Source organism: Acinetobacter sp. KH_038, assembly GCF_057839405.1.
Genome location: NZ_CM174489.1, coordinates 2,659,308 through 2,685,447, shown reverse-complemented (window position 1 = coordinate 2,685,447; position 26,140 = coordinate 2,659,308). Strand labels below are relative to the sequence as shown.

Below are 26,140 nucleotides of genomic sequence, written 5' to 3'. Positions count from 1 at the left end.
TTGTCTGCTTTGAAGTATATCTTTTATTTCTGCCACTTCTATAGTGTACGCTCCAAATAAGCAACAGGATTACACGTGAGCCAGCGTCAGGCCTTAGATGCCAAAGCATCTGCCATCATGTTTATATTGTGTATGTTGTGGGGCTTACAGCAGGTGGTACTGAAATGGGCCGCCAGTGATATTTCAGCCCTGATGCAAATTGCATTACGCTCAGCTTTGTCCGCGCTGATGGTTTATCCTCTCATTCAGCAGAGTGTACGCCGTCAGCTCTGGAGTACCCGCTATTTACCCGCAGGGCTATTGGTCGGTGTGTTGTTTGCAACCGAGTTTTATCTGATTGGCGAAGCGCTGCGTTATACCTCGGCATCGCATACCATCGTTTTGCTGTATACCGCACCGATTTTTGTCGCTTTAGGACTGCACTGGAAATTGCCGGCAGAGCGTTTGTCACGTATGCAATGGGGTGGTATCTTGCTGGCATTTAGTGGAATTGTGGTCAGTTTTTTACTCAGACCAGAAACAGGCTCTCCTTTACACACAGATGCTTTGTGGGGTGATTTTCTGGCTTTGCTTGGTGGGGTTTTCTGGGCAGCGACTACTGTCAGTGTACGTCTCAGCCGTTTGGCTGAAGCACCTGCCACCCAGACATTATTTTATCAATTGTTGATGGGCGGCATATTATTGCTACCCCTGGCCTTTGTTAGTGGGCAAGCCGCCATTCAATGGACGGTCTTGTCCATTTCCAGTCTGGTTTTCCATACTGTCGTGATTTCCTTTGCCAGTTACCTGATCTGGTTCTGGATGCTGAAACATTATCTGGCTTCACGTCTGGGCGTATTTTCCTTTTTAACGCCAGTATTTGGCATGCTGTTTGGGGTACTGATTCTGGATGAGCAGATCGAAATCAATTTTATTGTCGGCACGGGTATGGTCATGCTGGGGGTGATTCTGGTGAGCGTGCAGGGATGGCTAACCAAGCCAAATCTCAATAAAAGCACTCAAGAGCAAACATGAATATCTGGTCGATGAAACTAGCCACCTGGGTGGGCCTGTCTTCCATTCTGATCTGGGCCAGTCTGGTGGCTGTAGTAAAACTGATTACTGAATCTACCAGCCCGGTGCAGGGAATCGCCCTGATTTACAGTTTTAGCAGTCTGGCGATCTTGGCCTTAATCGGATTACCTGATATCAGGCAGATGTCGAAGCGCTATCTATTGGGTTGTGGCAGCTTATTTGTCGCTTATGAAATTCTGTTTCTGGTTGCCGTTGCCCTGTCAGATCACCGTGAACAGGTAATGCTCATCGCGATGATCAATTATCTGTGGCCACCCTTGATGATTGTCTTTTCGATTTTTGTCCGTCAGTTACGGGCACGTTTCTGGGTAATTCCAGGCTTTCTGCTTGCCGTGGTGGGACTGATGCTGGTGGTCAATCCCGAGATTACCAACCTGCCAAAATTTATCCAGGTTTTGGCTGAAAATCCTTGGGCTTATGGTTTTGCTTTTCTTGGCGCTTTATTGTGGCCATGTTATTGCGTACTGACCCGAAAATATGGCCGTGGACAGAATGGCGTACCGATCTTCTTTGTGGTCGCCGTTATCGCATTATGGGGCTTGCATCTGGGACTGGATGAACCTTTTATCCTGCCATCATTGAAGCTCTGGCTTGCAATCGCGGTGGTGGGGAGCCTGATTGGTATCGCCTACAGTAACTGGAACCAGAGCATGCAGTATGGCAATATCAAGGTGCTGATCTTGGCTACCTATTTTATGCCGGTTCTGTCTTCAGTGATGTCCATGCTGATTCTGGATATTCGTCCTGAACTCACGTTCTGGATGGGCACTGGTTTGGTAACTGCAGGTGCAATCGTCTGCTGGAAGTCGACGCAGGCAACTTAAAAAAATCCTCTCAAGCGAGAGGATGGAGGATTATTTATTCCGGAATAATTCGGAGAGTGGAAAACTCAGTTTTTCTTCCAGATATTGATCGGCTTCATGCAGTTTAGGCGAGAACTTTTGCATCCAGACCTCATCGGTATGAGGATCATCAAGATGATTTTTACGCGGCAGTGGATAAGGCAATTGCAGGTAAAAACTCCAGAAGCTGACTTGATCCAGATCACGAACCAGTACATATTCATTGTCATCGGTACGTTTGATCAGATTCTGCTTTTCAAACATGGCTACATAGCTTGGCCAGCGCCCGATTTCATCCCGACCCAAGGCCTCGAGTGCTTCGGCTTCACTAATGCTTTCACCGGTTTTCTGCTTTCTATAAAATAATTCTAACAGATCCAGCAACATCACGATCGGATGGCGTTTATTGTCCTGCCCAGATTCAAACGCCGTCAGGGCATAACAGATCTCGACGCCCAATAGCACAATAATCCAGGACAGATAAATCCAGAGCAGAAAAATCGGCACAGCTGCAAAGGCACCGTAGACAATTTCATAACTGGTAAAGTTTGACATGATATAACCGAACAGGTTCTTCAGCAGTTCAAATACCACTGCACTAAACAGACCGGCTATAAAGGCCGATTTGAGTGGCACACTGCGATTTGGAATGGTCCAGTTGAGAATAAAAAAGCCGAGTGCGGTCAGCGAAAAGGAAATAGCCCAAAGGACAAAAGCACCATTGAGCTCATAACCGGCAAAGTTATTGCTGAGCACACTCATGGATGCTACGGTTGATGAAATCACGAAGGCGCTACCCAGTAAAATCGGTCCCAGCGAAATGATGGTCCAGTAGCGCATAAATCCGATAATCCCGCCGCGCGTTTCAGTGACCCGCCAGATCCGGTTAAATACGGTTTCAATACTGCTGAGCATCAGCACCGTGGTTATGAACAGAAATAGAATACCAATAACGGTCAGATTGCTGGATTTATCGGTAAAGGCATTCAGGGCTTTGTCAAAGGCAATGGTGGTTTTAGGCAGGAAGTTACTGTAGATCAGCTGCTGTAACTGTTGCCGTGCCGGTTCCAGGGCCTTGATTGAAGAAATAATGACAAGGAATACAGTCAGCATTGGCACCACAGCGAACAGGGTGGTATAGGTTAAGGAACCTGCCTGGTCACGACAGCGGTCGGCCTCAAAGCGTCGAAGTACAAATAAAATAAATTGAAACCAGTGTTTCTCATAAAAAGGCAGCTTTTTTAAATACTCAACAATCATGTGCATCCAATCTCAATTTTTTTAGTCATCATGAATTTTCATCATCAGCTTAACCAAAAAAGTTGCAAAATACCGTATAGTTTTATTTTTTTAAGTAATGAATAAGAACTTTATGCAACCTTATGTCCTTGTTTTATATTACAGCAAATATGGATCAACCAAAGAAATGGCGCATTTGATCGCTAACGGGATTGAGTCGGCAGGGATGGCAGTGAAGATTCGGACTGTCCCGAATATTGCGACAGTCGTCAACGTGGCAGAACCAAGCATTCCGGCGGAAGGGGATATTTACTGCAGTCTAGAAGATCTGGCCCAGTGTTCCGGCCTGGCTTTAGGTTCACCGACCCGTTTTGGCAATATGGCTTCTGAAATGAAGTACTTTTGGGATCAGACCACCAGTTTATGGCTAAATGGTGCGCTGCATGCTAAGCCGGCCTGTGTCTTCACTGCTTCGGGTTCCATGCATGGCGGACAGGAAAGTACCTTGCTAAGCATGCTGCCACCGTTGTTTCATCACGGCATGATGATTATGGGGCTTAGTAATGCCATACCGGCCCTGTCCAATACCAAAACCGGAGGCACGCCTTATGGTGCGAGTCATGTCAGTGGTCCACGGCATGATCAAGGTTTAAGTCAGGATGAAAAAATTCTTTGTACAGCCCAAGGCAAGCGCCTGGCCGAAGTGGCCTTAAAGCTGTATCAGGCTTGATTGATGATTGGATCAGAAAATGAAGCGCTTAGTCTTCATTTTTCTGGTCATCAGCTTCCTTGAGGTCTTGAATATTGTTCTGCTGGTCAACTTTGATATTAAAGCGCTGTTTGCATTTCAAACATTGATAATCCTGAAACAGATTACGATCGACGGAAATGCCCGCTTTTTTCCCTAAGAAATTACCTACAACACCGCCAGTAATGCCAACACTGATTGCACCCACAAAAGTGCCCACCGTCCCACCTAAAATCACACCTAAAGGCCCGGCAACGGTTCCTATGGCGGCGCCAATCGATGCACCTGAAGCAGCACCGCCGACAGTTCCCGCAGTGGCGCCGGCCGAGCTCATGAGAATGCCGCCAATTTTCTTTAAATTCTGTTCATGATTACGCTGTTCAATCTCGGCTGAACCACATTTAGGACATTGCATAGATTTTTCCATCAAGGCTTGCTATTTGCTTATTTTAAATTCATGCAGGAAATGAAATGTCGCCAAGATCAGCAGTTCTTCATGACATGCAGCCATATCGTATATAGATGCTGAATCCTGGGATCCGGCGCATTCTCTACCCATCTGATTTTAATTGAATTAAAGCTCATATATTGTATTTCAGCTGTAAATAGATCCATATTTTCCGGGGTAAATTGTTTTTAAATAATTTTGATAAGACCGCGCTATAAAGGCTAGACATTTCCGCTACGTGTAGGCTCTGTAGAGAATCCCGGTTGGCCACGTCTTGCTAATCGAAGTAATTCATTTTTGCTTGGGGTGCTGAACTGCCGTACAGCAAAAGCTGCTTTTAAAGGTAATAGGGCGTTTTATGCTAAAAAAGCACCTCAATATCGGCATTTTTGTATAAGTCATCCGGATGATCATTGGATAATTATATTTCCCATAAAGCGTGATCATTATTTTTATTTGGTAGAAGTTCTAATAAAATAAAAATTTACAGATGCACTAGGTTAATAGAAATAATAATTTCAGTCATTATTAGATAATCTATTTATTATTGATGAGATAAAAAATATATTATTTTAATCAAGCTTTTTAAATGAATATTATATGCATATATTTTTATTATAATGATTTCTTACAAATCACAAATTATAAACAAAAATATTTTTTATAAATAAAAACAAATATATGAATTTTTATCCCATTTAAATAAATATGTGAATAAGCATGGATTCTACTTTTTATTTTTTTATGTGATTTAATATTTTTCAGATAAATTTAATCTTAGTCAATTAAAGAATTAAATAAATATCTTAGATTAGAAGGTATTAAGATTATGAGAATATTAATCGTCAATCTGGGTTTATTATGTTTTTGTTTTATAAACAATGCTTATGCCACATCTGATGAGTGGACTCAGCGTTGGAAATCATCAAGTGCCCGTTCCAATGAGAATCTAGTTCAAGCCAACCTGATCGAACTCAAGGAGTCCGATTATTATTCTGGATTAGGTAAAACCACCATTCATAGTACCTCCACCACCTCCATAGGGACTGTCAATACTCCAACCAATAATATCAATGTTGAAGGCTCAGATAACAATGTCGATATTTCCAGTGAACTGCTGAATGAAGCTCCTGTCAGTTCAAATACCAATCAAAATCCACAGCGCTGCCTGAATTTAAGTAACCAATCAGGAGAGTCGCTATGCTGAATCTCTCCTGGATCAGTAGACATAGATCTTCTGTAACGATCACTGTCCTGCTCAGCTCTTTTTTAACTGGCTGTACCGGTCTGGCTCCTTCAAACAAGAAACCGGTTAGCCTGGTACAAGGACCACCGATTACCGATATTTTTACCCCTTTTGATATGGCCTTGTCCTGCCTAAAAGGGCAACTGCGTAGCGATGTAAGTTTTTCCGTAGGTGCGATTCTGGATCAAACCGGTAAGGATGTGGTGACCAATGGCGGAAGTGGGAAAATGGTAACCCAAGGTGCAGGAGATATGGTGCAGTCTGCCCTGTTTCAGGCAGGGGTGAGCTTAATGAACCGGCGTGATCCCCGGATCATTGAAAGCGAAGCCAAGTGGGGCATTCGTGACCCAAGACAAATCCAGGCTTCGGACTACTATGTCACCGGCAGTATCAACAGTCTGGATTTTATTCCGGGTGGTGGCTTTGACATGCAGGTTGCCGGGGTTGGCCCGAATTATAGTCAAACCCGGATTATGGTTGGTCTGGATTTATCTCTGACCGATACCCGTAGCAGTAAAGTTGTGGGCAACGTTTCGTTGCAAAAACAAATTGCGGCACAGGATTATGGCCTTAATGTGGGCAGGTTTGCGGGTCGTACGCTATTAAATATCCAAATTGGCAAGGGAGAACGGGAGGCGACTAATTTTGCCCTGCGTCAAATGTTGAATCTGGCCACTTTCGAATTACTCAGTCAGGTCGTCCCGCCCTCGGTATTTGAAAGTTGCCGTGCGGAAATTCCTCCTGAATTTGGCCGCTTGAATTTAACCCGCAGTTCTGTTGCCTTGCATAAGTATAAGAAAAATCAGCAGCAGAAAAATACCGATTCAAACAGTCCGCTCCAGGAGTCGGCCTTACGTCAGGCGGATTCATCCAATGAAAAAAATAAGTCAACCAACTCACCCAGCAAAGATACCAAACCACATAAGCAGAAAGAATCTGAAGTGATTCAAAATCCGGAAGCCGAACCGGAAATGAGCAAACAGGAGCTGATTAAATATATCAGCAAGCAGCAGCGCTCATCGTCTTCAAGCGAAACAGATAAGGAAAAAGACCGGCAACAACAAGATGGTAAAAATAAAGAGGATGACAAAGCTGTAACGCTCTGGGATGCCAATCCCGAAGTGGTCGAAAATTACTGGTCTAGCAGCCAGCGGGATTAAACAGATTTAAAAATGGGCTCGCTCCCATTGTCAGAAGAAGTACTTAGCGAGAGGTACTTCAAAACAAAAGTAGGAAGAATAACGATGAAAAATACGATCAAAACAGTCGCTTTATCCGTTGCCTTTCTGTCTAGCGCAGGTATGGCATATGCTCAAGATGGTGAAACACCTACGGAGGTGACCGTAGATACAGGTTTGCAAGCTACTTTGGATTCCATTTCCCAGCAGGTTGAAAATGGTTCTGCACTTAATCTTGCAGTGAATACAGGTAATGTCGATGCAAGTGTCGATTTGGAAGCATTTGCAGAAGCAGTAAGAGAAGTACCAGATGCGATTAGTTCAATTGAAGGAACTATTGAAACTACTGCGATTGGCGCCGCGAATACAGGTAGTATCAGTATCGAACAGGGCAGCTTCAATAAAGTGGTATCAAACGTATCAGATGAAACATATGACTATGATTACAGTCAAATAACCAGTGCAAGTAATAATTCTGAAACTTTAGAAGCAGTGTCAGAGGTTGCAGATAGCTCAGATCTCTCGGAAGTGGTGAGTTCATCACTATCTACCAATTATAGTGAGCAGATCAATGAAACGTTAAGCAATTATAGTGTAGCGAACATTGCCTATAATGCGGGTGCTATTGATGCTTCTGTAAGTGAGATTGCACAAGGAACCTCAACTGCGATTAACAACAGCATCACAACTACCGCTATCGGTGCTGTGAATAGCGGTAGTATTACTGTGACGGTTAAATAAACTCTTGTTCAAGGTGAACAGAGGTCTAACTATTGACAGATAGTTAGACCTCTTTATCTTATAATAAAATTGACATAACTGGTTGTTTGTTCATCGGATAAAACTAATTTAACTTATAATGCCGACTACCTTGAAAAATAAATAAGCGAAAGCAAGAAGATTCTGTTTCAGCTTGAGATTATAAATAAGGCATCAGGCAAAATTATCGCTGTTTTCAGATATTTTTATACAGGCCGAATAAAGCAGAGAAAATAAAAAAGAGCGCCAAAGCACTCTTTTAATATATTCATTTTTTAAATTTAATCGCGAACGAATTCAACTGTACCATTGGTTAAAGATTTTACGCGTGCCAGTGATTCAACCCGGTAGCCTTTTTCAAGCAGCAGGTCACGACCTGGCTGGAATGATTTTTCAATCACGATACCAATACCGACCACTTCAGCATTTGCCTGATGAATCAGATCTGCTAAACCCAGTGCTGCCTGACCATTGGCCAGGAAGTCATCAATCACTAAAACCTTGTCGGTTGAGCTAATATGTTTGTTGGAAATGGCAATGGTGCTTTCAGTCTGTTTGGTAAATGAAAACACTTTAGAACGATATAAATCATCTTTCAGGGTCAAAGACTGATATTTACGTGCAAAGATCACAGGTACGCCAAGTTCTAAACCTGCCATCACTGCAGGTGCAATACCTGATGCTTCAATCGTAATAATTTTGGTGATGCCAGCATCCTTAAACAGACGCGCAAATTCTTGACCAATCAGTTGCATCATGACTGGATCAATCTGGTGATTTAAGAAAGAATCCACTTTCAAAACTTCTTCAGAAAGAACGATGCCTTCGGCCAAGATTTTCTGTTCTAGTGCATGCACGGGAGAATCCTCAAGAGCAGGTGCTTTTTCAAGCAAAAGCGTATTGTAAAAAGCACCCGGAAAAAATCAAGTAAAATTCGCCAAAAACCTTAGTTGCTTGCACCTTTATAGTCAGTTAACAGCAAACCATAGGAAGTTTTCTTGTCTACATGCGAAACTTTGACTGGCAGATAGTCAAGTTTTGGGGCCAGCCAGAAGATGGTTTCACGTCCCGGCTTGCTATGCTTCATCACCACCTTGATGGTATTAAATGAACCATATTTGGTACTGACGGTTTCCGTACCTTGCTTAACAAACTTACGTCCTTCAACCTCTTTGGCATCAGCAAGATAATAATTCGATTTTAAGCCGCCATTTTTCAGGTCTTCCCGAATTTGTAATTCCGCATTCAGTTCATCCAGAACATCTGCTCTCCAGGCAAAAGAACGTTTTTCATCGTCTTTTTTGGTACTGATGGTTTTGCTGGAAGGATTAAAATTAATACTCATGGTGTTGTTATGCACCATAACTTTACTGCTACGGCTAAAACTGCTCGAACCAATCTTGCCATTATTAAAAGTAAAACGGCTGGTTTCAGTTGCAGAGGCAATAGCGCCGGCTTTTGCAGCGAAGACATAAGTCCAGTTATTGCCGGATTTACTCAGAGTGCGGGTAGCAGAGCCCATATTCTTGCCATTATAGCTAAACTGATAACTGGCCTGAAACGGGGTCATGGCAAAAGCCTGGCTAGAAATACCAGTCAACAGTATTACACCGCTTAGACCAGTGGTCATCGCTAAAGTTTTAAATACAGTCTTTGCCATAAAAAAATTGTCCTGTGTAATTTCGAATAAAATTGATCACTTTCCACTTTTTATTATTTGATCAAAATGTGGAAATTAAAGGGATATTTTTGCCAGAAGTGTATCTTTCATGTAGTTTTTTAAACAGAAATTTAAAAAATGACCTTGGATACTATTTAAGACGGATCTTTCTGTTTGATTGGAGTAACCACGTTATCATCCATGTCGTCTGCATCCCAGTTTTCCTCTCGGTCTTGCGAAAGTTTTCTAAACAGGGCCGCAAGATTCACATTGCCAATCACCACCAGTTCAGCTTCGCGAAGCACTGCATGATTCACATGAACTTTGCCAAGCGTGTCGATAATGGAACGGTTTTTACCTAACCAGCGATTCAGATCCAGATACAGCAAGTCATCAATGACTTTAATGACACCCAGTTTTTCCAGAATCATGCCCAAAGGATCTTTATTCAAGACCCGTTGATAGAAGAACAGGGCAAAACGCACCCCGAGCTTATACAGCAGATTTGGATATTTGGCTTCAATCAGCTGGGTATCACTGATTTGCTCGAAAACGATCAGCTGCGTGGTTTTATTCAGTTCCATCTGCACCAGTTTCAAATCGACCGACAAAGTTACATTCAGGCCTTTATAGTCCAGTGTAGCGTAGAGGCGCAGCCAGTCTTCATGCAGGTCTGCATGCAAATCTTTCAGAGCATCGACATTGTCAGTAACAAAGCGTTGAAAAGTTGCATTTAAGAAGACTTGCGATAAAGGGAATTCACGCTCATCCTCAATAAATCCTTCCGCCCTCTGATACACTTGACGGATTCGATTGGAAATATTGGAAATTAGCGTTTGCATATTCAAGCGTCCTGGCAACTTTATTTTTGACTCGGGCTGTATCTTGTCGAATTGTATGAAAAATACAAGCGTTCATGCTTGAAGTTTAGCAAAATAAATAGCACCATTTTTATAGTTTTAGTTATGTAACGTTGAAGATTTGATGGATTTGGCATTTTAAAAAGACAAATGCCTAAGCTGTTTATTTTTAATCTTTAAAAATACTTTTTTTTGGGGAACTGGACTCAGTACTGAGTTTGGTCATGTGATAAACCATGATATTAATGCCTCTGGTCAGAAGCTGGTGGAAAGATCCGGTGTTTAGCAGTGCCGTGCTTGCCGCAGGCATTCTGCATTTGATCGTGCTGACACTGGAATTTGGCATGCCGCAAGATCGCAATACCAGCACCAAGGAAATTGCAGTCAGTTTGCGCCAAACCGATGAAAAAATTGAACATGCTGACTTTCTGGCCCAAACCGACCAGCAAGGGTCTGGCAAGTTTCGAGAAGCGCACCGGATGTCGAGTGATATGCCTTCTCCTTTACTGGAGCAGAAAGCAGGGGAAGAGCAGCAGGAAAGTCCGGATCTGCTGCAACAGAAACAAGAACTCAGTTTTGAAGAAAAAGTGCTGATGACCACCTTGAGCTGGCAAAAACAGGCAGAAGAAAATCAGCGTAAAAAAATGCAGGAACAGTTACAAAGCCAGTTTCAGGCTAAAGCGGCTATGGTGGCCAGTCTGGAAGCACAATATTTACAACGTCAGCAAAACTTTAGCCGCCAGCAAAAAATTAAAACGGTGGATGGCATTCAGTCCAAGCAGGATGTTTCGGCAGCTTATCTGGAAAAGTTTCGTCAGAAAGTAGAATTTTATGGTAACCAGTATTATCCGGAAGCGGCCAAGCAGCAAAGTCTGGCAGGGGAAGTCCGGCTGATGGTAATTCTGAACCAGAATGGCGGGATTCGTGCTATCCGACTGATTGACAGTTCAGGTCATGCCATGCTGGATGAAGCGGCTAAATCTTCCGTGCGTAAGGCAGCTCCATTTGGTGCCTTTGATGCCAAAATGAAGGAAATTTCTGAATTGCGGATTATCCGGACCTGGCGTTTTGATCCTGCCGAGGCAGAGTTTGAGGTGCGTTAATTCTTTCAATTTATATAACTGACCCTCCCTCTAACTCCCTCCCAAAGAGAGGGAGAACTATCATTACTATAGGTATTAGAACTCCCTCTCCTTATGGGAGAGGGTTGGGGTGAGGGTAAACAATAAAAAAAGCGAGCCTTAGCCCGCTTTTTCAATTTAGATATTTTAGTTTCGTTCCAGATAAGGATTTTCAAAACCCAGTTTGGCCAGAATCTCAATTTCAATACCTTCCATCTCTTCAGCATCTGCATCTGAGGTTTCATGGTCATAGCCCATCAGGTGCAAAGTGCCATGCACCAGCATATGGGTGAAATGGGTCAAAGGTAGTTTTTGCTGCTCAGTCGCTTCAGCAAGCACCACCGGGATACAAATTACCAGGTCGCCAATGGGAAATGCATCCAGAAATTGCGCCATCTCATCTGGAAGTTCACTGGGAAAAGACAGGACATTGGTCGATTTATCTTTAGCACGATATTCCAGATTAAGTTTATGACTTTCATCATGGTCGACACAGGCAATTCCGATTTCGCAATTACTCTGGGTGCCGATATGACGTAAAGTGGTTTCAACCACTTTTTTGATATAGGCACGTTTTAGTACCAGTTCAGGCGACTGAAAATCCTGTTGTAAAGAAAGACTAAGTTTCAACACAAATCCTTAAGTTTAAAGCTTAATGCTGTGCGTCTGCCGCAGCATCATTTTCAGCGATCAAGGCATCCTGACGTGCTTTACGTTCGGCACGTGCATCTGCACTTAAACGTTGCTGTTCACTGTCCCAGCCCTCATAGGCTTCAACAATTTTCTGTACCAGTTGATGACGTACCACATCACGCGAATGAAAACGGGTGATATGAATTTCAGGAATTTTATCAATCACTCGCAAGGCGTGGGACAGACCAGATTGCTGACCACGCGGTAAATCGACCTGCGTCACGTCACCGGTAATCACTGCGCGTGAACCAAAACCTAAACGGGTCAGGAACATCTTCATCTGTTCAGGAGTGGTGTTCTGCGCTTCATCCAGAATCACAAAAGAATGGTTCAAGGTACGACCACGCATATAAGCAAGTGGCGCAACTTCAATCACCTGACGTTCGATCAGCTTGGCCACTTTTTCAAAACCGAGCATTTCATACAGTGCGTCATACAAGGGACGTAAATACGGATCGATTTTTTGGGATAAATCCCCTGGCAAGAAACCCAGTTTTTCACCGGCTTCGACCGCAGGACGCACCAACAGAATGCGCTGGATTTCGTTACGTTCCAGCATATCCACAGCAGCAGCCACAGCAAGATAGGTTTTACCTGTTCCTGCAGGGCCGATACCGAAGGAAATATCACTTTGCAGAATACGCTGTACATAACGTTTCTGGTTGGCACCGCGCGGATTGATCCGGCCTTTCCGGGTCTGTAACCAGACATTTTCCAGGCCGGTATGTTCCTGATCATCCAGATCTTGCTGAAGCTCGCGGTCAGTCTGACTGCCCTGAATCATCAGATGCAGGGTGTCTGCGCTGATCTGCTGGCTCTGTTCAGATTCTTCATGCAGACGTTGAAGCAGCATTTCAGCTCTCTCAACGGCATCGACGCCACCATCAACAATAAAACTTTCTCCGCGATGGGAGATTTTGACATCTAAACGTTGTTCAATTTGTTTCAAATGACCGTTGTAAGCACCTAACATCGCTTGGATACGGTCCATTGAAATCCCAGGAAAAGCCACTGTACGTCGAATCGCTGCAGTCAAGAGTGTTCCTTATGAAGTGTGCGTTATATGCTCTACATTACGCCACGTCAGGCTCAAGATTCAAGAGCTCACCGTAAACTAAATTTAAAGTTTTAATTTCGGTAATTTCGATCTCGGCAAAGCGGCCTACCCAGGCCGGATCGCCGATAAAGTTGACATAACGGGTGTTATCCGCCGTACCAACCAGAATATTCGGATCTTTATCAGAGACTTTCTCGATCAGTACCCGCTGAATGCTACCGAGCATCGCATCAGTCTTATCAATACTTGAGCGTTTGATCCATTGCTGAACTTTGGCCAGACGCTGTTTTTTCACGTCTTCGGGAATGGTGTCTTCCAGTTCTGCCGCAGGTGTACCCGGACGTTTTGAATAGATAAAACTATATGAATGATCGAAATCCAGATCTTTAATGAATTGATAGGTCTCTTCAAAGTTCTCATCGGTTTCACCCGGGAAGCCAATGATAAAGTCTGAAGATAAATGCATATCAGGACGAACTGCGCGTAGCTTTTTAATCTTCTCGATATAGACATTAATGCTATGGTTACGCTTCATGGCTTTCAGGACATCATTGGAGCCACTTTGTACCGGCAAATGCAGATGTGAAACCATTTGTGGCAGATCGCGGTAACACTGAATCAGGTCGTCGTTAAACTCGAGCGGATGTGAAGTGGTATAACGAATCCGGCCAATGCCCGGAATGTCCGCGACCAGACGTAACAGATCGGCAAAGGTACAGATATTGCCTTCAAAGGTTTCACCACGATAACCATTGACGTTCTGACCAAGCAGTGAAATCTCACGTACGCCTTTTTCAGCCAGACCGGCAATTTCAGCCAGCACATCATCCAGTGGGCGAGAGACTTCTTCACCACGGGTATAAGGCACCACACAGAATGAGCAGTATTTAGAACAGCCTTCCATAATCGAGACAAAGGCTTTATAGCCTTCAACGCGTGGTTCAGGCAGGAAGTCGAATTTCTCGATGTCCGGGAAGGAAATATCCACCAGTTTGATTTTTTCTTTTTTCGGTTTTTCAATCTGTTCAAAATGCTGATCCAGCATTTGTGGCAAACGGTGTAGGGTTTGCGGGCCAAAAATCATATCGACATAATTGGCACGTTTCTGGATGTTGTCGCCTTCCTGAGATGCTACACAACCACCGACACCAATAATCAGGTCCGGGTTTTTGTCTTTCAGCTTGCGCCAGCGACCCAGTTCGGAAAATACTTTTTCCTGGGCTTTTTCACGGATCGAGCAGGTATTCATCAGCAGAATATCGGCATCTTTCGGATCGGTGGTCAGCACATAGCCATGAGAATCGCCTAACAGGTCTGCCATACGGTGACTGTCGTACTCATTCATCTGACACCCTTGCGTTTCGATATACAGTTTTTTTACTGCAATCTCGTGGGCAGGGGTGTGCGCTGGCTGGGTAACAGTGTTTTCTGAGGCAGCTGGGGCACCATTCGGAATGAAGGTTTGAACCGTCATGTAGGCTCCTACAAGGTAATACGTTGAAAGAGTGAACGAACAGCCTGATTGACGCATCAAACAGGTGAATAAAAATTCAATTCACGGACTGAAATCTTGGAAGGCGCATATTTTAGCAGGAAAGTCGCTTAAACTTATAGCCTAAATTAAACGTGGAAAAATATTGATTTATGGGCAAAAATGGGCTGTAAATTAATATTGCCTAATCATAAGGTTACATAACTGAACAATACAGTTGGTTATAATATTGCAACAAAGCTTTTATGATAAGCAGCATGGGCTTGGCACAAAATCGATGAGAGAAGGCAAAGGATGTTGAAACACACTGAAAACATGTATAAATATTCTAAATTAATTACGTTGAGTGTGGCGTGTATCTGTTCAGCAAGCACATATGCAGCTGAGGAGCAATTTAACGATGCCCTGCGTGCCGCCAATGCCGGAAATACTGAATTATTACAACAATATCGCCTGTCGATGCAGAATGATGCCCTGGGTTATTATCCGGAATACTGGATTTTAAACCAGAATCTTGCCTTGCAACCTGCCAACCAGATCATCAGTTTTGCCCAGCGCTACCCGCAATCTGCAATGGCCGAAAAGCTGGCAGCGGACTATGTTGAAGAAAAAGTCAAAATGGCCGACTTCACGACTGCCCAGCCGGTATTGCCTTATGTGACCAATGCCGATCCAGCCGAAGCCTGTGCTGTGGCCCAGGTACGTGCCAAATCCGGAGATGAGCTGGTCTATGCCGAATTTAAAGAGGTCTGGCTGACGACGAATAGCCAGCCGGATTCTTGTACCGGTCTTGGCCGGATGATGCTTTCCAGTCCTTTAATGACAGCAGAAGACCGTCAACAGCGACTTTGGGGGCAACTGCGTGCCGGACAGTCTGGTCAGGCTATTGCCACCGCACAAGGGATCGGTTTGAACTTATCATTGGCACAATTGAACTCGATTCAGGCCAATCCAACCAGTTATTTATGGTCTGCGCCGAAAAGCACTGCTGCAGAACATGCCTATCTGATTTATGCACTGGGACGTCTGGCAGATACTGATCTGGACTCGGCCTTGTCTATAGTGAAACGCACCGCTGAAGGCACACCAGTACAGGTACAACGTGCCTTATACCGAGCTGTGGGCTATATCGGTGGCACCACGGTAATGAAGAACAACTTTAACCGTGAAGTATTAAATGCCCTGGATGCCAGTTATGGTTTGCCCTTTAGTCCAGAAGAAGCCGAAATTTATGCACGTCAGGCCATCCGTTTTAGTGCCTGGGAAAGTCTGATCCGTGCGATTGATGCCATGAGCGTCAATCAGAAGCAGGAAGATCGCTGGCAATACTGGCTGGCCCGGGCCAGTGAACAGCGTGCAGATCGTAGCGCGAAAAAAACCGCAGAAAGTATTTATCGTAAACTGGCCACAGGGGATGATTATCACAATCTTCTGGCACGCGATAAATTGGGACAGGTGACGGCGAGTATCCCGAATCCGACCCAGCCATCCAATCAGGCCATGCAGCGTTTAAATCAGGATATTCATTTCCGGCGCGCTTTTACCCTGCGCAATATAAGCGCTCCGGATAACTACATTAACCGGGAATGGAACTGGGCAGTACGTCAGGCCTATCTGAAAAAAGATGATGAGCTGCTACTGGCTGCTGCAAAACGTGCCATGGACATGGGCTGGTATGATCGTGCCATCTATGCCGCTGACCGTACCGAGAACAAACATAATTATAACTACCGTTATCCAATGCCACATCAAAACTATGTGGTCAGTCATAGCCGTACTGTGGGGATCGATCCGGCCTGGGCGTATGGTCTGATGCGTCAGGAAAGCCGTTTCAATACCGTTGCACGTTCACATGTGGGTGCAGGTGGTCTGATGCAGATCATGCCGGATACGGCCAAGCTGGTGGCCCGTCAAATGGGAGAGGCTTATAATCCCGCAGCACTGACCGACATGAATACCAATATTCGTTATGGCACATTCTATCTGTCTACCATTCAGCGTCAGCTCAGCGACAGTCCCGTGCTGGCAACTGCCGGCTATAATGCCGGACCAAACCGCGCTCGCCGCTGGCAGCCAGAATTTCAGGGCATTGCGGCAGATCAATATACTGAAAGTATTCCCTTACTTGAAACCCGAGATTATGTGAAACATGTCATGACCAATGCCACGCATTACGGTATTTTGTTAGGACAGGGGGCACAGTCAGTGGGTAAACGCATGCAACTGATACCATTACGAAATACACAATAAAATTAAAATTATTGGGGGGGTGGTGACTTATTCATGAAAATAACGAAGGATCGTCGGGTTTGGGGGAAATGGATCGCGCTTGTATTTTTGGGCAGCAGTCCGGCAGCGTTCGCTACACCAACAGACTATGTCATGGATGTACAAATGGTGCCGGCCTTATGTAGCCTGTACCCGGAATATGCCAAAAAACGCAAATGTCTGGAAGGATATTCCCTGAATATTGCAGGTTTATATCCGCAGACCACATCACAAGACTGCAGCACCAACAGCTCTGCCAAACTGCCACCACTCCAGTCCAAAGTGGTGGCCAGAATCATGCCGGATGAAAATACCCGGACAGTTTTATGGCGAAATATTGGTGGCTGTGTTCCGATGAATGCCAGTCAGTATTTCCGGACCATTATCAATTATGCCGACCGTATTAAAGTGCCTGCGGAACTGACGGAACAGGAAAATATTACAATTTCAGTTGATGCATTGCGGATGAAGTTTGTGAAAATTAATCCGAAGTTACCTGCCAGTGCTTTACGCTTTAATTGCCAGCAGACCCAGTCAGCCAGTGTCTTGACCTCAATCAAAGTCTGTTATGCCCAAAATGGCAATTACAAAGCCTGTCCCGCCAACATTATTAATACATGTCCAAAAACTGTCACAATAAAAGGAACATACTAAGCTTTTTTGCCGTTTTGATTTATATTTCCTATCAGACTTTAGATGAAATCCGTCCTCTTTTATATGCATCTGGCAAAGGATTGGAGTACAATCTTTCGCGTTTATGATTATTAGATTAAATACTAACTATTTAATCGCATTGAATATCCTCAATTGGAGATAATTAGATGAAGCAAGCAGTTCGTGTTGCCGTTACTGGCGCTGCAGGTCAAATTGGTTACAGCCTATTATTCCGTATCGCAAGCGGCGAAATGTTAGGTAAAGATCAACCAGTGATTTTGCAATTGCTCGAAGTTCCTTTTGAGAAAGCTCAGCAAGCGCTTAAAGGCGTAATGATGGAGCTTCAAGATTGTGCATTCCCTCTTCTGGAAGACATGATCGGTACTGATGATCCTAAAGTTGCATTCAAAGATGCTGACTACGCGCTTCTAGTTGGTTCACGTCCACGTGGTCCAGGTATGGAACGTGCTGACCTTCTTAAAGTAAACGGCGAAATCTTCATCGGTCAAGGCCAGGCACTGAACGAAGTTGCTAGCCGCGACGTTAAAGTTCTTGTAGTAGGTAACCCTGCGAACACGAATGCTTACATCGCAATGAAATCTGCTCCAGATCTTCCAGCGAAAAACTTCACTGCAATGTTACGTCTTGACCACAACCGTGCTGCATCTCAAATTGCTGCGAAAACGGGCAAAGCGGTTAAAGACATCAAAAACCTTACAGTTTGGGGTAACCACTCTCCAACTATGTATGCTGACTACCGTTTTGCAACAATCAACGGCGAAAGCGTTAAAGACATGATCAACGACCAAGAATGGAATGCAAATACATTCCTTCCGACTGTTGGTAAACGTGGTGCTGCGATCATCGAAGCACGTGGTTTGTCTTCTGCTGCTTCTGCTGCAAACGCTGCAATCGACCATATGCGTGATTGGGCGCTTGGTACAAACGGCGAATGGGTAACAATGGGTATTCCTTCTGACGGTTCTTATGGTATCCCTGAAGGCGTAATGTTCGGTTTCCCTGTAACGACTGAAAATGGCGAATACAAAATCGTTCAAGGTCTGGAAATCGACCAGTTCAGTCAAGAGCGTATCAACTTCACGTTGAACGAACTTGAAGAAGAGCGCGCAGCAATTGCTGACATGCTTAAATAATTTAGTCTTTTAGATTAAGTTAAAAAAAGCACTCCATTTGGGGTGCTTTTTTTATGGCGATTATTTTTAATGAACAAAAAATAACATGCTGTGATGCAGCAGCAACTGAATCTGCTGCAAGCCTGCGCTAAATTGATAAGTATAAATAATGCAATAAAAGGCGAGGTGAAGAAGATGTTTCATCAACACCCAACGTTAGAAATGTTCTTCCAGCAACTCGGATTGGACTCTAGCCCTGAAGCCATTGATGAATTTATTAAAACACATCAAATCGGGATGGATGTTCCTTTACATAAAGCCCCGTTCTGGTCTAAGGCACAACATGATTTCATCATCGGTAACTGGAAGGAAGATGATGAATGGGCCATTGTGGTCGATATCCTCAATGAACAGTTGCATAGTGAAGCGCAGACCTCAGGATCATGCGATTTATAGTCAGTATGATCAGTCATTAAGCTAATTTCTATTTGATGAATATTACAATTTTTATAGCAGGAGCACGTGAATCATGTTTGAACAACAGCCAACTTTAGAATTATTATTTGAACAATTGGGTTTACCTTCTGATGAAGCCGCAATCAATGAGTTTACCCATAGTCATCAGCTGCCATCCGAAGTTGCTTTGCCAGATGCCGAATTCTGGAGTGAGGGTCAAAGTGCATTCTTGCGTGAGCATTGGCATCAGGATGATGAATGGATTGTGATTATTGATAAACTGAACCAGCTGTTACATGTCGAAAGTGATAAACAAGATAAAGAAACTGTTTAATATTGCCTCCTACAAAAAGAAACAATAAACCTAGTCAAATGGCTAGGTTTTTTTTGTCTTATCTTATAAGTTATATCTATAAATAATTACAATTTAGCTGATATATAAGGAGGGCGACATGCTCATGAAGAACCAACCATCCTTAGAAATGTTATTTTCCCAACTTGGTCTGGCCAACAGTCCGGCTGCTATTGAGTTGTATATCCGTACGCATCAGCTTCCAGCAGGCTTGTCTTTGCATGAAGCACCATTCTGGAATAAGTCCCAGCGTTCATTATTGATTAGCCATCTGGTACAAGATGATGATTGGGCAATCTGGGTAGATGAACTAAATCAGCAACTACACATGGATGCCTACAGACGTCAGCGTCAGTTTGCCTAGTTGTTATTGCTACTGTTCTATTGCTTAACTCATCAAAGTTTATGCTCCCAATAAAAAAACGCCTCAGTGGAGGCGTTTTTTTATTTTTCTGGCTTAATGCATTTTGCTTTTTAATATCTTGCTAAACCATTCCTGCTGACGATAATCACTAAAAGCATGATGCTGCTGCAACAGTTCCAGTTCGCATTCCGCCGTTTTTGTGTATTTTCCTAACCAGTGACGGGTCAGGGCCGGCTCATTTTTGCTGGCACTGGCGTAGGCGAGGAAAAAATAAATATCGCCATGTTCATAACTGGCCATCGGTTTAAGGATTTGCTGGGTAATCAGGGCAAAATGCTGCTCTTTGGTCAGTTCAAAGAACATCATATAGGCCTTGGCCAGATGCAGGGATAAATTGATATACAGGCGCAGCGGCATTTCTTCAAATTCCACCCGGCCTTGTTCCAGTAACACCACGGCTTCTTGCAGGAAATGTTTTTGTTCCTGACGCAGCTCGCTTAAAGTCGCCAACTGTAAACGAAGATCAGCACGTTCAAGCGTTAATTCCGGCGTATTGCCCTGTAAATACAACTGGTCGGTTTCACCCAGCCGTTCAATAATCTGCTTGGTTGTTAATCGCATCAATGCCATCCTCATTTCTCAATAATGGCTATATGAGGTTAAAAATTAAAATTTAAAGCATGAACGAACATTAGACGAGTGCCATGTCGCTTCGTAACCAGGCCGTGATGGATAGGCGTTGCTGTTTGGAGATTAAAACTTCATGTAACAAATCACTCTGGAACAACGCAATCCGGTTCGGTTGTGGCTGGATAATATGCCATTGGCCGTTTTTATCTTGCAGGCGCAGTTCACCACCCCAGTCCGCCTGCCATTGTTCATGCAGATAATACACACTGGAAATCATCCGGCCATTTTTAGCTTGAGGATTGTCGCGATGCAGCGCATAAAACTCGCCAGCGTTGTAGCAGGCAAAATGTGCCTCGACATCTTTAATCCCTAAATAAAAAGCCCGATTTAATTCCTGGCCCAAAAGCTTCAAGGTTTGAACATGCTGACTGGATACCGGCAAATCTTCATTCAGCCATAAAATGTGATCGCTGCGGATCTGGCTCACTACGCCATTTTGAATCGCAGCTTCACGAAAACGCGCCAGATTTTGCGTACACTCAGTGACCAGTTGCTCCACATAAGCCGGTGCATAAGCCGCATCAATCAGGCTAAAACCTTGCTGGTCCAGATCATCCAGAATTTGGTCAATTGACCACGATTTTGGGAGTTGTGCAACTGTCATAACACCAACCTGATAAAACGATACAAAAGGGCGTTGTTATTCTAGTGTAAGAATCGTGCCTGAACGAAACTATTTTTCATGTTAAAATGGCTGTTGATATTAGGAATTAATGAAACATGAATTACCGTCACTCTTACCACGCAGGCAACTTTGCCGATGTCATGAAGCACGTTTTATTGCTTCAGTTGTTGACTCGACTGAATGCAAAAGACAAACCTTACCGCTATGTAGACACACATGGTGGTGCGGGTAAATATGATTTATCGACTGCTGAAGCGCAAAAATCAGGTGAGTTCTTAAACGGTATTCATCGTCTTGTTAAACTAGATGATTCGATCAAGCGTAATGCACCTGAAGGCGTACAGCAATATTTAAAAGTTGTTGAAAAAATGCGTGAGAATTTCGGGAAGGGTGCTTATCCGGGTTCGCCATGGTTTGCCCTCGAAGGCATGCGTGACATCGACAAAGCCACGATTTTTGAAATGCAGCGCGATGTGTTTCAGCAGCTTCGTCATAATATTTTTGACAAGCGTGCCGGATTGCATGAACGTGATGCTTATGAAGGTCTTTTGGGGGTGATTCCACCAAAAGAAAAACGTGGTCTGGTCATGATCGATCCGCCTTATGAGCTTGAGCGTAAGGATTTCCCGCAATTGGTTGAACTGCTGGTTGCCGCTTACAAGAAATGGCCAACAGGCGTATTTGCGGTTTGGTATCCAATTAAAGACCGTGCCATGATCGAGCGTTTCGAAAAGAAAATGTTCAAGACCGGTATTCGTCGTCAATTGGTATGTGAAGTTTGTGTATGGCCGGATGACACACCTGTCGGCTTGAATGGTTGTGGTTTGCTGGTAATTAACCCGCCTTGGAAATTCTCTGAAGATGCAGACGAAGCATTACAATGGTTATTCCCACATCTTCGCATGAGTGAAAATGGTGGTCACGCTGCAGTCCGCTGGTTAGTCGGCGAATAATTTTTTCAAAGCACAGGTCATAGCTAGGATCGACAAGAATGACAAATATAAGCAAACCGGAACGCGACTCTTCGAAAGACTTGCCTTTTGATGGCATCACCTTTGAGGTGGAAGAAGAGGAGCATACCCAGGAAGGGCAAAAAGTTAAGCGTCGAGGGATCTATCTATGGCCGAACCTGATTACAACCGCAGCGTTGTTATCAGGTTTCTACTCGATTATTGCCAGTATGAATGGCAATTTTCAGCAAGCCATTTATGCCATTTTTATTGCGGCTTTACTCGATGGTCTAGATGGACGCGTGGCACGGGCCATTGGTGCACAAAGTCCGTTTGGTGAACAGTTTGATTCGCTCTCTGACATGCTGGCATTTGGTGTGGCGCCCGCAATTTTGATGTATAGCTGGGGCTTGAGTGATTTAGGCCGGATTGGTTTGGCAGCCTGTTTTGTCTATACCGCCTGTGCTGCTTTTCGTCTAGCCCGCTTTAATGTCCAAATTGGTGTGGTCGACAAGCGCTATTTTATTGGTGTGGCCAGTCCATTGGCAGCCATCATGATTGTTTCATTGGTCTGGGTGGGTCTGGATTTTCCGGAAATTTTCGATATTCGTGAACAATCCATCCAGGTGATTAATGCAGTTGTCATTATTGCTGTCGGTCTGTTAATGATTTCCAATATTAAATATTATTCATTCAAGACCGTAGAACGTAAACGTGTTCCATTTTTTGTATTGCCGATTGCAGTATTTGTCTTTGCCGCGATGACTTATAATATTCCAGTGGGCATTCTGGTGATTTCGATCCTGTATGCCTTATCTGGTTTTATAACCACCTTTATGGCAAAAAGACAGAGTACATTATAAATATAAGGAGTCTGATATGCAGTTTCTTCAAGATTTTTTAGATCGTTCGAAACAGCTGAATCAGACTCCAACTGTTTCGCGCTATCCGGCCTATCATGGCCCCAACTCAAAATACAAGATTATTCATCAAGGTTTGACCATTCCCGGACTTCCGGCACCGCTACATTATCTAAATTTCCTCAGTATTATCGGACAGCCGAATGCACCCATGCTGGTCAATCCTGGCGCAATCCAGACTACTGCACTGGATACTGCCACGGTGATTTGCAGCACGAGTCCGCACATGGTGGGTCAACTGCATCGCTATTCAGTCCAGCAGGACTGTAATTTTAAGCCGGGTTTGTTCCAGTTTTTAGACCGGGAGCGGCTCAGTGGAGCCTTTCCACATTTTCGCCTGCAGCGTTCTGACTCGGAGCTCAGTTTTGATTTAAGCATTCATACCACGCAGCTGATTTCCCACTTTACCCAGATGCGTTTTTCACTTGCCGATCACTGGTCTTTACTGTGCTATTGCCAGGGCACATTAAAATATAAAGAACAAAAATATAATATTGATGCTTTGGGAAGTTTTGAATATGCGCGAAGTTTCAACTTTCCTTATCTGCCTTTGGCCTTCCTGACCTATCAGATCATTAACCTGAATGAAAATAGACAGCTACTTCTGGCACAGATTCGGGATAGTTTGAATAGCATTATCCAGTCAAGAATATATCTGCGTGATTTAAACAAGATGCAGACTCAGATGTTTGATCAAAAAGTGTATTTCAAAGTACATCGGGTCTATCCACGCGTTACCACGCCCAATGGGCAAGATATGTATTTGCCGCGTGAATTTGAATGGTGCTACGAAGCTAAAGATGGCACCTGTATCTGGGTGCAAGGACAAAGCCGCGGCGATTTTAAATTTGGCCTGGCTGCGGGCTATGTGGGCAGCTTCAGCTATCAGGTAAAAATAAATGAAGAGACTGAAAATGGTGAAGGGGGTTACTGTGAATACATCGATTGCCGTCCTTTGCGCTTTCAGGAGCAGGATAAAGCCGACAAACTTCTCACGCATTTAGCCAATTCTGTACCTTTAATGCTCAAAAAATAGTAAAAACTGCATTTTCTGTAGAATAAATAAACAGTCGTGATATTTTTGCTGAATTATTTAAAAATAGGGGTTGTGTTGGGTGTGAAATGCTGTAGAATGCACATCCATCGGCGGTGATGTTGATTAAAACTTGTTGAGAAACAAGGATTTAGCTCAAAGGGTTTAAATCTGGAAGTCTTGAAGAAGTTTAAAAATAATCGACTGAACCTGTTGACTCTTTCGAAATAAAGAGTAATATAGCCGACCTAGCTTGCTGCTGACGAAGTAGCAAGAAGATCATTAAGAGATTATGAAGAACAACTTGTGTGGATTTTTGCTGGTTGATCGATCGAAATTATTTTCATTGATTGAATGGTAGAAATTACTCGAAGTTTATTTGAGAAATATTTGTCAGAAAATTGATGAGCCAAGATTGGTGCCCTTTAAAGGTACTACTGATTTTAAACTGAAGAGTTTGATCATGGCTCAGATTGAACGCTGGCGGCAGGCTTAACACATGCAAGTCGAGCGGATGAAAGTAGCTTGCTACTGGATTTAGCGGCGGACGGGTGAGTAATGCTTAGGAATCTGCCTATTAGTGGGGGACAACATCTCGAAAGGGATGCTAATACCGCATACGTCCTACGGGAGAAAGCAGGGGATCTTCGGACCTTGCGCTAATAGATGAGCCTAAGTCGGATTAGCTAGTTGGTGGGGTAAAGGCCTACCAAGGCGACGATCTGTAGCGGGTCTGAGAGGATGATCCGCCACACTGGGACTGAGACACGGCCCAGACTCCTACGGGAGGCAGCAGTGGGGAATATTGGACAATGGGGGGAACCCTGATCCAGCCATGCCGCGTGTGTGAAGAAGGCCTTTTGGTTGTAAAGCACTTTAAGCGAGGAGGAGGAGCTCTTGGTTAATACCCAAGATGCTTGGACGTTACTCGCAGAATAAGCACCGGCTAACTCTGTGCCAGCAGCCGCGGTAATACAGAGGGTGCAAGCGTTAATCGGATTTACTGGGCGTAAAGCGCGCGTAGGTGGCCAATTAAGTCAAATGTGAAATCCCCGAGCTTAACTTGGGAATTGCATTCGATACTGGTTGGCTAGAGTATGGGAGAGGATGGTAGAATTCCAGGTGTAGCGGTGAAATGCGTAGAGATCTGGAGGAATACCGATGGCGAAGGCAGCCATCTGGCCTAATACTGACACTGAGGTGCGAAAGCATGGGGAGCAAACAGGATTAGATACCCTGGTAGTCCATGCCGTAAACGATGTCTACTAGCCGTTGGGGCCTTTGAGGCTTTAGTGGCGCAGCTAACGCGATAAGTAGACCGCCTGGGGAGTACGGTCGCAAGACTAAAACTCAAATGAATTGACGGGGGCCCGCACAAGCGGTGGAGCATGTGGTTTAATTCGATGCAACGCGAAGAACCTTACCTGGTCTTGACATAGTAAGAACTTTCCAGAGATGGATTGGTGCCTTCGGGAACTTACATACAGGTGCTGCATGGCTGTCGTCAGCTCGTGTCGTGAGATGTTGGGTTAAGTCCCGCAACGAGCGCAACCCTTTTCCTTATTTGCCAGCGGGTTAAGCCGGGAACTTTAAGGATACTGCCAGTGACAAACTGGAGGAAGGCGGGGACGACGTCAAGTCATCATGGCCCTTACGACCAGGGCTACACACGTGCTACAATGGTCGGTACAAAGGGTTGCTACCTAGCGATAGGATGCTAATCTCAAAAAGCCGATCGTAGTCCGGATTGGAGTCTGCAACTCGACTCCATGAAGTCGGAATCGCTAGTAATCGCGGATCAGAATGCCGCGGTGAATACGTTCCCGGGCCTTGTACACACCGCCCGTCACACCATGGGAGTTTGTTGCACCAGAAGTAGGTAGTCTAACCGTAAGGAGGACGCTTACCACGGTGTGGCAGATGACTGGGGTGAAGTCGTAACAAGGTAGCCGTAGGGGAACCTGCGGCTGGATCACCTCCTTAACGAAAGATTGACGATTGGTAAGAATCCACAACAAGTTGTTCTTCATACGATGTATCTGAGGGTCTGTAGCTCAGTTGGTTAGAGCACACGCTTGATAAGCGTGGGGTCACAAGTTCAAGTCTTGTCAGACCCACCACTCTGCAAACTTACAGAAATCAGAAACATTGACTTATTGATAAGCTGGGGACTTAGCTTAGTTGGTAGAGCGCCTGCTTTGCACGCAGGAGGTCAGGAGTTCGACTCTCCTAGTCTCCACCATCATTTAAGACTAAGTTGCTAGATTATAGAATTTAG

General features: G+C 44.3%; 26 protein-coding genes, 2 tRNA genes and 1 rRNA gene. 19 read left to right on the top strand and 10 right to left on the bottom strand.

What is annotated here, in order from left to right; translation table 11 throughout:
- The first annotated feature begins 75 nt into the window (after nt 1-75).
- Nucleotides 76-1,014 carry a DMT family transporter gene (locus AC3IT7_RS12695; RefSeq protein WP_489248705.1) on the top strand — a complete coding sequence of 313 codons (939 nt, stop codon included), beginning with the start codon at nt 76-78 and terminating at the stop codon, nt 1,012-1,014.
- Nucleotides 1,011-1,898 (top strand): aromatic amino acid DMT transporter YddG, encoded by an 888-nt coding sequence (yddG, locus tag AC3IT7_RS12690; protein WP_489248704.1) that lies wholly within the window; start codon nt 1,011-1,013, stop codon nt 1,896-1,898. The genes AC3IT7_RS12695 and yddG overlap by 4 nt, the downstream gene beginning before the upstream one ends.
- A 30-nt stretch (nt 1,899-1,928) precedes the next feature.
- On the opposite strand, the gene AC3IT7_RS12685 is transcribed toward yddG, so the two are convergent.
- Nucleotides 1,929-3,176 carry a YihY family inner membrane protein gene (locus AC3IT7_RS12685; RefSeq protein ID WP_489250019.1) on the bottom strand — a complete coding sequence of 416 codons (1,248 nt, stop codon included), beginning with the start codon at nt 3,174-3,176 and terminating at the stop codon, nt 1,929-1,931.
- 112 nt (nt 3,177-3,288) lie between these two features.
- Here AC3IT7_RS12685 and wrbA point away from each other — a divergent pair, with 112 nt between their 5' ends.
- Nucleotides 3,289-3,885, top strand: a complete 597-nt coding sequence (wrbA, locus tag AC3IT7_RS12680; RefSeq protein ID WP_489248703.1) for an NAD(P)H:quinone oxidoreductase — start codon at nt 3,289-3,291, stop codon at nt 3,883-3,885.
- 28 nt (nt 3,886-3,913) lie between these two features.
- Here the strand turns inward: wrbA and AC3IT7_RS12675 are convergent, their stop codons facing one another.
- The gene (locus AC3IT7_RS12675) at nt 3,914-4,318 is read right to left on the bottom strand and encodes a hypothetical protein (protein WP_489248702.1); all 405 of its coding nucleotides are present in this window, start codon (nt 4,316-4,318) and stop codon (nt 3,914-3,916) included.
- A gap of 862 nt (nt 4,319-5,180) precedes the next feature.
- Here AC3IT7_RS12675 and AC3IT7_RS12670 point away from each other — a divergent pair.
- The 3 genes from AC3IT7_RS12670 to AC3IT7_RS12660 all read left to right on the top strand — a co-directional run bounded on the left by AC3IT7_RS12670 (nt 5,181) and on the right by AC3IT7_RS12660 (nt 7,516).
- Nucleotides 5,181-5,558 carry a hypothetical protein gene (locus tag AC3IT7_RS12670; protein WP_489248701.1) on the top strand — a complete coding sequence of 126 codons (378 nt, stop codon included), beginning with the start codon at nt 5,181-5,183 and terminating at the stop codon, nt 5,556-5,558.
- Nucleotides 5,552-6,757 (top strand): CsgG/HfaB family protein, encoded by a 1,206-nt coding sequence (locus AC3IT7_RS12665; RefSeq protein ID WP_489248700.1) that lies wholly within the window; start codon nt 5,552-5,554, stop codon nt 6,755-6,757. The genes AC3IT7_RS12670 and AC3IT7_RS12665 overlap by 7 nt, the downstream gene beginning before the upstream one ends.
- Nucleotides 6,758-6,841: 84 nt before the next feature.
- Complete coding sequence (locus tag AC3IT7_RS12660; protein ID WP_489248699.1) at nt 6,842-7,516, top strand: hypothetical protein; 675 nt, start codon at nt 6,842-6,844, stop codon at nt 7,514-7,516.
- A 299-nt stretch (nt 7,517-7,815) separates the two neighbouring features.
- Here AC3IT7_RS12660 and AC3IT7_RS12655 read toward each other — a convergent pair whose 3' ends face one another.
- From AC3IT7_RS12655 to AC3IT7_RS12645, 3 genes are all read right to left on the bottom strand, one after another.
- On the bottom strand, nt 7,816-8,391 hold the full coding sequence (locus tag AC3IT7_RS12655; RefSeq protein WP_004732222.1) for a xanthine phosphoribosyltransferase: 576 nt from the start codon (nt 8,389-8,391) through the stop codon (nt 7,816-7,818).
- A gap of 89 nt (nt 8,392-8,480) precedes the next feature.
- Nucleotides 8,481-9,164, bottom strand: coding sequence for a DUF3108 domain-containing protein (locus AC3IT7_RS12650; RefSeq protein ID WP_489250018.1), 684 nt, complete (start codon nt 9,162-9,164; stop codon nt 8,481-8,483).
- A gap of 185 nt (nt 9,165-9,349) precedes the next feature.
- Nucleotides 9,350-10,036: a hypothetical protein gene (locus AC3IT7_RS12645; protein ID WP_475654859.1), complete on the bottom strand. Its 687-nt coding sequence runs from the start codon at nt 10,034-10,036 to the stop codon at nt 9,350-9,352.
- Between the two features lie 263 nt (nt 10,037-10,299).
- On the opposite strand from AC3IT7_RS12645, the gene AC3IT7_RS12640 reads away from it, so the two are divergent.
- Nucleotides 10,300-11,157: an energy transducer TonB gene (locus AC3IT7_RS12640; RefSeq protein WP_489250017.1), complete on the top strand. Its 858-nt coding sequence runs from the start codon at nt 10,300-10,302 to the stop codon at nt 11,155-11,157.
- 165 nt (nt 11,158-11,322) lie between these two features.
- On the opposite strand, the gene ybeY is transcribed toward AC3IT7_RS12640, so the two are convergent.
- Genes ybeY through miaB form a run of 3 tightly spaced genes read right to left on the bottom strand, consistent with a single transcriptional unit; the run spans nt 11,323 to nt 14,399 of the window.
- Complete coding sequence (ybeY, locus tag AC3IT7_RS12635) at nt 11,323-11,805, bottom strand: rRNA maturation RNase YbeY (protein WP_489248698.1); 483 nt, start codon at nt 11,803-11,805, stop codon at nt 11,323-11,325.
- 22 nt (nt 11,806-11,827) lie between these two features.
- Complete coding sequence (locus AC3IT7_RS12630; protein WP_489248697.1) at nt 11,828-12,904, bottom strand: PhoH family protein; 1,077 nt, start codon at nt 12,902-12,904, stop codon at nt 11,828-11,830.
- 37 nt (nt 12,905-12,941) lie between these two features.
- Nucleotides 12,942-14,399 carry a tRNA (N6-isopentenyl adenosine(37)-C2)-methylthiotransferase MiaB gene (gene miaB, locus AC3IT7_RS12625; protein ID WP_489248696.1) on the bottom strand — a complete coding sequence of 486 codons (1,458 nt, stop codon included), beginning with the start codon at nt 14,397-14,399 and terminating at the stop codon, nt 12,942-12,944.
- Between the two features lie 333 nt (nt 14,400-14,732).
- On the opposite strand from miaB, the gene AC3IT7_RS12620 reads away from it, so the two are divergent.
- The 6 genes from AC3IT7_RS12620 (at nt 14,733) to AC3IT7_RS12595 (ending at nt 19,644) form a co-directional block, all read left to right on the top strand.
- Complete coding sequence (locus AC3IT7_RS12620) at nt 14,733-16,667, top strand: lytic transglycosylase domain-containing protein (RefSeq protein ID WP_489250016.1); 1,935 nt, start codon at nt 14,733-14,735, stop codon at nt 16,665-16,667.
- A gap of 33 nt (nt 16,668-16,700) precedes the next feature.
- Nucleotides 16,701-17,339, top strand: a complete 639-nt coding sequence (locus AC3IT7_RS12615) for a ribonuclease T2 family protein (RefSeq protein ID WP_489248695.1) — start codon at nt 16,701-16,703, stop codon at nt 17,337-17,339.
- A 167-nt stretch (nt 17,340-17,506) separates the two neighbouring features.
- The gene (locus AC3IT7_RS12610; RefSeq protein WP_180077475.1) at nt 17,507-18,493 is read left to right on the top strand and encodes a malate dehydrogenase; all 987 of its coding nucleotides are present in this window, start codon (nt 17,507-17,509) and stop codon (nt 18,491-18,493) included.
- Between the two features lie 174 nt (nt 18,494-18,667).
- Nucleotides 18,668-18,928 (top strand): DUF2789 family protein, encoded by a 261-nt coding sequence (locus tag AC3IT7_RS12605; protein ID WP_180077473.1) that lies wholly within the window; start codon nt 18,668-18,670, stop codon nt 18,926-18,928.
- A 70-nt stretch (nt 18,929-18,998) separates the two neighbouring features.
- Nucleotides 18,999-19,262: a DUF2789 family protein gene (locus tag AC3IT7_RS12600; RefSeq protein ID WP_475655013.1), complete on the top strand. Its 264-nt coding sequence runs from the start codon at nt 18,999-19,001 to the stop codon at nt 19,260-19,262.
- 118 nt (nt 19,263-19,380) lie between these two features.
- Nucleotides 19,381-19,644 carry a DUF2789 family protein gene (locus tag AC3IT7_RS12595; RefSeq protein WP_489248694.1) on the top strand — a complete coding sequence of 88 codons (264 nt, stop codon included), beginning with the start codon at nt 19,381-19,383 and terminating at the stop codon, nt 19,642-19,644.
- A gap of 93 nt (nt 19,645-19,737) precedes the next feature.
- On the opposite strand, the gene AC3IT7_RS12590 is transcribed toward AC3IT7_RS12595, so the two are convergent.
- Nucleotides 19,738-20,265 (bottom strand): hypothetical protein, encoded by a 528-nt coding sequence (locus tag AC3IT7_RS12590; RefSeq protein WP_475655007.1) that lies wholly within the window; start codon nt 20,263-20,265, stop codon nt 19,738-19,740.
- Between the two features lie 70 nt (nt 20,266-20,335).
- Nucleotides 20,336-20,938, bottom strand: a complete 603-nt coding sequence (locus tag AC3IT7_RS12585; protein WP_489248693.1) for a 2OG-Fe(II) oxygenase — start codon at nt 20,936-20,938, stop codon at nt 20,336-20,338.
- A gap of 116 nt (nt 20,939-21,054) precedes the next feature.
- Here AC3IT7_RS12585 and AC3IT7_RS12580 point away from each other — a divergent pair, with 116 nt between their 5' ends.
- The 6 genes from AC3IT7_RS12580 (at nt 21,055) to AC3IT7_RS12555 (ending at nt 26,104) form a co-directional block, all read left to right on the top strand.
- Nucleotides 21,055-21,912 carry a 23S rRNA (adenine(2030)-N(6))-methyltransferase RlmJ gene (locus AC3IT7_RS12580; RefSeq protein ID WP_475655009.1) on the top strand — a complete coding sequence of 286 codons (858 nt, stop codon included), beginning with the start codon at nt 21,055-21,057 and terminating at the stop codon, nt 21,910-21,912.
- Nucleotides 21,913-21,950: 38 nt separating this feature from the next.
- Nucleotides 21,951-22,772, top strand: a complete 822-nt coding sequence (gene pssA / locus AC3IT7_RS12575; protein WP_489248692.1) for a CDP-diacylglycerol--serine O-phosphatidyltransferase — start codon at nt 21,951-21,953, stop codon at nt 22,770-22,772.
- 16 nt (nt 22,773-22,788) lie between these two features.
- Nucleotides 22,789-23,865: a DUF6670 family protein gene (locus tag AC3IT7_RS12570; RefSeq protein ID WP_489248691.1), complete on the top strand. Its 1,077-nt coding sequence runs from the start codon at nt 22,789-22,791 to the stop codon at nt 23,863-23,865.
- A 442-nt stretch (nt 23,866-24,307) separates the two neighbouring features.
- A 16S ribosomal RNA gene (locus tag AC3IT7_RS12565) occupies nt 24,308-25,845 on the top strand.
- Nucleotides 25,846-25,905: 60 nt separating this feature from the next.
- A tRNA-Ile gene (locus AC3IT7_RS12560) sits at nt 25,906-25,982 on the top strand.
- A gap of 46 nt (nt 25,983-26,028) precedes the next feature.
- A tRNA-Ala gene (locus AC3IT7_RS12555) sits at nt 26,029-26,104 on the top strand.
- Nucleotides 26,105-26,140 lie beyond the last annotated feature (36 nt).

Bases quoted from the DNA above. Each gene is read 5' to 3' on its own strand.
- yddG (WP_489248704.1), top strand. From the start codon at position 1,011: ATGAATATCTGGTCGATGAAACTAGCCACCTGGGTGGGCCTGTCTTCC.
- AC3IT7_RS12685 (WP_489250019.1), bottom strand. From the start codon at position 3,176: ATGATTGTTGAGTATTTAAAAAAGCTGCCTTTTTATGAGAAACACTGG.
- wrbA (WP_489248703.1), top strand. From the start codon at position 3,289: ATGCAACCTTATGTCCTTGTTTTATATTACAGCAAATATGGATCAACC.
- AC3IT7_RS12675 (WP_489248702.1), bottom strand. From the start codon at position 4,318: ATGCAATGTCCTAAATGTGGTTCAGCCGAGATTGAACAGCGTAATCAT.
- AC3IT7_RS12670 (WP_489248701.1), top strand. From the start codon at position 5,181: ATGAGAATATTAATCGTCAATCTGGGTTTATTATGTTTTTGTTTTATA.
- AC3IT7_RS12665 (WP_489248700.1), top strand. From the start codon at position 5,552: ATGCTGAATCTCTCCTGGATCAGTAGACATAGATCTTCTGTAACGATC.
- AC3IT7_RS12660 (WP_489248699.1), top strand. From the start codon at position 6,842: ATGAAAAATACGATCAAAACAGTCGCTTTATCCGTTGCCTTTCTGTCT.
- AC3IT7_RS12650 (WP_489250018.1), bottom strand. From the start codon at position 9,164: ATGACCACTGGTCTAAGCGGTGTAATACTGTTGACTGGTATTTCTAGC.
- AC3IT7_RS12645 (WP_475654859.1), bottom strand. From the start codon at position 10,036: ATGCAAACGCTAATTTCCAATATTTCCAATCGAATCCGTCAAGTGTAT.
- AC3IT7_RS12640 (WP_489250017.1), top strand. From the start codon at position 10,300: ATGCCTCTGGTCAGAAGCTGGTGGAAAGATCCGGTGTTTAGCAGTGCC.
- miaB (WP_489248696.1), bottom strand. From the start codon at position 14,399: ATGACGGTTCAAACCTTCATTCCGAATGGTGCCCCAGCTGCCTCAGAA.
- AC3IT7_RS12620 (WP_489250016.1), top strand. From the start codon at position 14,733: ATGTATAAATATTCTAAATTAATTACGTTGAGTGTGGCGTGTATCTGT.
- AC3IT7_RS12615 (WP_489248695.1), top strand. From the start codon at position 16,701: ATGAAAATAACGAAGGATCGTCGGGTTTGGGGGAAATGGATCGCGCTT.
- AC3IT7_RS12610 (WP_180077475.1), top strand. From the start codon at position 17,507: ATGAAGCAAGCAGTTCGTGTTGCCGTTACTGGCGCTGCAGGTCAAATT.
- AC3IT7_RS12605 (WP_180077473.1), top strand. From the start codon at position 18,668: ATGTTTCATCAACACCCAACGTTAGAAATGTTCTTCCAGCAACTCGGA.
- AC3IT7_RS12595 (WP_489248694.1), top strand. From the start codon at position 19,381: ATGCTCATGAAGAACCAACCATCCTTAGAAATGTTATTTTCCCAACTT.
- AC3IT7_RS12590 (WP_475655007.1), bottom strand. From the start codon at position 20,265: ATGCGATTAACAACCAAGCAGATTATTGAACGGCTGGGTGAAACCGAC.
- AC3IT7_RS12585 (WP_489248693.1), bottom strand. From the start codon at position 20,938: ATGACAGTTGCACAACTCCCAAAATCGTGGTCAATTGACCAAATTCTG.
- AC3IT7_RS12580 (WP_475655009.1), top strand. From the start codon at position 21,055: ATGAATTACCGTCACTCTTACCACGCAGGCAACTTTGCCGATGTCATG.
- pssA (WP_489248692.1), top strand. From the start codon at position 21,951: ATGACAAATATAAGCAAACCGGAACGCGACTCTTCGAAAGACTTGCCT.
- AC3IT7_RS12570 (WP_489248691.1), top strand. From the start codon at position 22,789: ATGCAGTTTCTTCAAGATTTTTTAGATCGTTCGAAACAGCTGAATCAG.